This window comes from Castellaniella sp. (assembly GCF_034007085.1).
GTDB lineage: Bacteria > Pseudomonadota > Gammaproteobacteria > Burkholderiales > Burkholderiaceae_B > Castellaniella.
Genome location: NZ_JAVERO010000155.1, coordinates 1 through 4,294, shown reverse-complemented (window position 1 = coordinate 4,294; position 4,294 = coordinate 1). Strand labels below are relative to the sequence as shown.

Sequence of the window (4,294 nt, the reverse complement as noted above, 5' to 3'; positions counted from 1 at the left end):
TTCTGGCCTGATGGTTTGTGTTCCGATCACCAGCCAGGTCAAAGGCTATCCCTTCGAGGTCCCGCTGAGTGGCGGCGGCGCCCTGGGGGTTGCTCTGGCCGATCAAATCAAGAGCCTGGACTGGAAATCACGTCAGGCTGAACGCAAGGGCCAGGCCACGGCCGCCGAACTCGCGGACATCAAGGCCCGGATCAAGGCATTGCTGCAGCTTCCCTGATCTCGTCGGACCGCATGGCCCCCTTCCGGGCGCGCTGTTCGAGCCCGCCAGGCGGAAGGCCGTCAGCGGGGAGGCAAGCGAGCCACTGTTCGAGCAAGACGGGAGCGCTCAGTCCGGGGGACTGAGCGCCTTGCGAGTTTGGCGAGCGCCCCGATGATGGCCTGGAGCCTGGGCAGTTCCGGCGCAGCCGGAACCGGGTGAGCGGCGCGTCCGGAAGGGGGCCGCGCGGTCGAGGTGCCGCACAAGAACCCACCGGAAATTACAGCAAAAACACCGTCGCCAGTCCCAGGAACAGGAAGAATCCCAGCGAATCCGTGGCGAAGGTCAGCAGCACCGACGAGCCCATGGCGGGGTCCTTGCCGAAGCGGTCGCGCAGCAGCGGGATCAGCACCCCCAGCGCCGCGCCGATCAGCATGTTGCCGACCATGGCCGCCATCATCACCCCGGCGACGGCGTAGGAATCCGAGATCACCCAGGCGAAGGTCGCTGCCACCAGGCTGCCGCAGGAACCCACCAGGAATGTGACCTGCAGTTCGCGCTTGACCAGTTGCGTGATGTTCGCGCCGGTGACGCGGCCCGTGGCCATGGCGCGGATGATCATGGTCATGGTCTGGTTGCCGGAATTGCCGCCGATCCCGGCCACGATGGACATCAAAAAGGCCAGGATCACGATGTGGCTGACCGTGTCCTCGAAGCGTGATGCCACCAGCGATGCGATGGATGCCGTGCACAGGTTGATCAGCAGCCAGGGCGCGCGGTTGCGCAGGGCAGCCAGGACGGGCGCGAAGATGTCTTCTTCCTGCAGGCCGGCGCGTGACAGTTCCTGTTCCTGGGAGTCTTCCTGCAGCACGTCCACGACCTCGTCGATGGTGACGCGACCGATCAGCCGGCCTTGTTCGTCCACCACCGGGGCCGACACCAGGTCGTAGCGTTCGAAGGCATTGGCGGCGTCCGTATCGGGATCCATGGGATTCAGGCTGAGGACGTCGGGCTCCATGACCGCATTGACCAGGGTTTCGGGTTCGCTCAGCAGCAGGCGCGACAGCGACAGGGTGCCGCGCAACTGGTCGGCGCGGTCCACGACGAAGATCTGGTCAGTGTGGTCGGGCAGTTCGTGCAGCCGGCGCAGGTAGCGCAGCACGACCTCCAGGGTCACGTCCTCACGCACCCGCACCATGTCGAAATCCATGATGGCGCCTACGGTGTCTTCTGGATAGCCCATGGCGGCGACCAGTTGCGCGCGTTCGGCATCGGTCAGGCCTTTCTGGACCTCGGCGATGACATCGGGGGGCAGATCGGGCGCAAGATCGGCGATCTCGTCGGCGTCCATGGTGCCCGTGGCCGCGATCAGATCGTCGTGGTCCATGGACTCGATCAGCGATTCGCGGACCCAGTCCTCGACTTCCAGCAGCACGTCGGCGTCGTGTTCCTGGCTGACCAGCTGCCATACGGCCTGGCGCTGCTGCACCGGCAGGGATTCCAGGATGAAGGCAATGTCGGCCGGGTGCAGCGCGTTGACGATCTGGCGGATTTCGTCCTCGTGCTGGCGTTGCAGCATGCCTTCCAGCAGGTTCGACCCGTCCTCGTCTTCATGCTGCCGCTGGGCGAGCGCGTCCACGACCTCCTGGCGTTTCAGGATGGCCTGGAGTTCTTGCAGGGCGAGCTGGGCGTCTTCGGGATCCAGGCGGCGCGGGATGACGACCGGGGTCGCGGTCTCTGCGGTGGCGGGCTGATCGGCCATCGGCATGGGCTCCTCAGATCGGGGGCAGGGGGCGGCTGTGACGGTTTTCGTCGGTGGCGACGTAGGTCAGGGTAGCCTCGGTGACCTTGACGACCTCGGCTTCCAGGCGCTGGCGTTCGGCATAGACCTCGACCGACACGGTGATGGATGTCCGGCCTGTATGCGTGATCCGGGCGTAAAAACTGAGCAGGTCGCCGACGAAGACGGGCTGCTTGAAAGTGAAGGCGTTGACGGCCACGGTGGCGACCCGCCCGCCTGCTCGCCGCGTGGCCGGGATGGACCCGGCGATATCGACCTGGGCCATGATCCAGCCCCCGAAGACGTCGCCGTGGATGTTGGCGTCGGCGGGCATGGGCATGACCCGCAGGACGACAGGATGTTCGGAAGAGGGCAGGGTTGTGGTCATGGCAACCTCGGAGTGAACGCCGGACGTCATGATTTTGGGGGCGCGTATTCCGGCAAAGCGCGTATTTTAACCATTCGGCATGAAGGGCACGTGACGCCGGAGTGCCTGCTTGCCGGTCCGGCTCAGGCAGCGGCACAGTCCGATGGCAGCGGGGTCAGGTGGCGGCTGCGAGAAAGCGGTAGGACAGCAGCACCCAGTAGGCGGCACCCAGCGGGATGATCGTGTCGTTGAAATCGTAGCTGCCGTTGTGCAGGGTGCAGGGGCCCAGGCCGTGGCCCGGTGTGCGGTGATCGCCCGTGCCGTTGCCGATCCAGACGTAGCAGCCGGGTCGAGCCTGCAGCATGAAGGCGAAGTCTTCCGCGCCCATGGACGGCCGCACCTGGGTATCGATCCGGTCGGCGCCGACCAGTTCGGTCAGGACCTGGGTGCAGAGCGCAGTCTGATCGGGATGGTTGATGGTGGCTGGATATTCCCGGTGGAAGTGGAAATCCGCCTCGCAGCGCAGCGCCTGGGCCAGCGGGCCGGTCAGATCCCGCATGCGGGTCTCGATCAGATCCAGCGTGTCCTGTGACAGCGTGCGCACCGTGCCGCGCATCACCGCCTGGTCGGGGATGACGTTGTCTGCCGAGCCGGCGTGGATCTGGGTCACGCTGATGACGCCGGATTCCAGCGGGTCCAGGTCGCGGGTCAGGATGGTTTGGAACGCCAGGGTAAGCTGGGCTGCCGCCACCACAGGGTCCACGCCCAGGTGGGGCATGGCGCCATGGGCGCCCCGGCCCCGCAGGGTGATTTCGAAGGTGCTGCTGGAGGCCATGATGGGACCGTCGGTCAGGCCGAATACGCCTGCCGGCAGGCTGGGCCAGTTGTGCATGCCGAATACCGCATCCATGGGGAACTGTTCGAACAGGCCATCTTCGATCATGCGGCGCGCACCGCCGCCGGCCTCCTCAGCCGGTTGAAAGATCACGTGGATGACGCCGTCGAAGTCGCGGTGTCCGGCCAGGTAGCGGGCGGCGGCCAGCAGCATGGCGGTATGGCCATCGTGGCCACAGGCGTGCATGACGCCTGGATTGCGGCTGGCATGTGGAAAGGTATTGGCCTCTGGCATGGGCAGCGCATCCATGTCGGCCCGCAGACCGATGGATCGGCCCGGTCCGCGGCCGGTGATGCGGCCCACGATGCCGGTTTCGCCCAGGCCCCGATGCGCCTCGATGCCCCAGGATTCCAGCAGGCGCGCGACTGTGTCGGCCGTGCGGATTTCCTGGAAGGCCAGTTCGGGCCAGGCGTGGATTGCGCGGCGGATATCGGTCAGTTCGGGCAACCAGCCGTCCAGCGTGTCGAGGATCTGTCGTGTCATGTCATGTGTGCCGATGGATCAGGTCGTCCAGCGCGGTGGCGATGTGTGGATTGGCGGCGTAGACGTACCCGCCTCTGGGCCAGGGTTCCTGGTGGTTGATGTCCTCGCACACCCCCCCTGCGGCGCGGACCAGCGCGGCGCCGGCGGCGACGTCCCAGGGTGCCAGGCCCATTTCCCAGTAGCCATCGTAGCGCCCGCAGGCTGTCCAGGCCAGGTCCAGGGCCGCTGAACCCAGGCGGCGGATACCCCGGGTGACATGGATGGCATCATGCAGGGTCGGCATGTAGCGGGATTCGAAGGAAAAGTCCCGGAAGGGCAGGCCGGTGGCCAGCACGGCCTGATCCAGCGTCGCCGTGGACGAGCATTGGATCCTGCGGCCATTGAGCCAGGCGCCCAGGCCGTGCAGCGAAGTAAACAGTTCCTCGCGGTTCGGGTCGTAGACCACCCCGATCAGCGGCGTATCCTGGGGCAGCGGGTCGCGGCCGTTTGCGCGGCAACCGGTGTGGCCGATCAGGGCGATGGACACGGCATAGTGCGGGATGCCGCTGATGAAATTGGTGGTGCCGTCCAGGG

5 protein-coding genes are annotated in these 4,294 nt (G+C 66.3%); 1 reads left to right on the top strand and 4 read right to left on the bottom strand.

Annotated features, from left to right (window positions below; all coding sequences use genetic code 11):
* Positions 1–217 (top strand): type II toxin-antitoxin system PemK/MazF family toxin (locus RBR29_RS10765; protein ID WP_320349205.1); only part of this gene is annotated, 217 nt, incomplete at its 5' end.
* Between the two features lie 259 nt (positions 218–476).
* Here RBR29_RS10765 and mgtE read toward each other — a convergent pair.
* The 4 genes from mgtE to RBR29_RS10745 all read right to left on the bottom strand — a co-directional run.
* Complete coding sequence (mgtE, locus tag RBR29_RS10760; RefSeq protein WP_320349203.1) at positions 477–1,958, bottom strand: magnesium transporter; 1,482 nt, start codon at positions 1,956–1,958, stop codon at positions 477–479.
* Positions 1,959–1,971: 13 nt separating this feature from the next.
* The gene (locus RBR29_RS10755; RefSeq protein WP_320349202.1) at positions 1,972–2,364 is read right to left on the bottom strand and encodes an acyl-CoA thioesterase; all 393 of its coding nucleotides are present in this window, start codon (positions 2,362–2,364) and stop codon (positions 1,972–1,974) included.
* A gap of 154 nt (positions 2,365–2,518) precedes the next feature.
* Entirely contained in the window at positions 2,519–3,721 is a 1,203-nt protein-coding gene (locus RBR29_RS10750) for a M20 aminoacylase family protein (protein WP_320349201.1), read from the bottom strand.
* Between the two features lies 1 nt (position 3,722).
* On the bottom strand, positions 3,723–4,294 hold a 572-nt coding region (locus RBR29_RS10745), incomplete at its 5' end, for an inositol monophosphatase family protein (RefSeq protein ID WP_320349200.1).

Excerpts from the sequence above, each read along its gene's own strand:
- RBR29_RS10750 (WP_320349201.1), bottom strand. The coding sequence starts at position 3,721 with ATGACACGACAGATCCTCGACACGCTGGACGGCTGGTTGCCCGAACTG.
- RBR29_RS10755 (WP_320349202.1), bottom strand. The coding sequence starts at position 2,364 with ATGACCACAACCCTGCCCTCTTCCGAACATCCTGTCGTCCTGCGGGTC.
- mgtE (WP_320349203.1), bottom strand. The coding sequence starts at position 1,958 with ATGGCCGATCAGCCCGCCACCGCAGAGACCGCGACCCCGGTCGTCATC.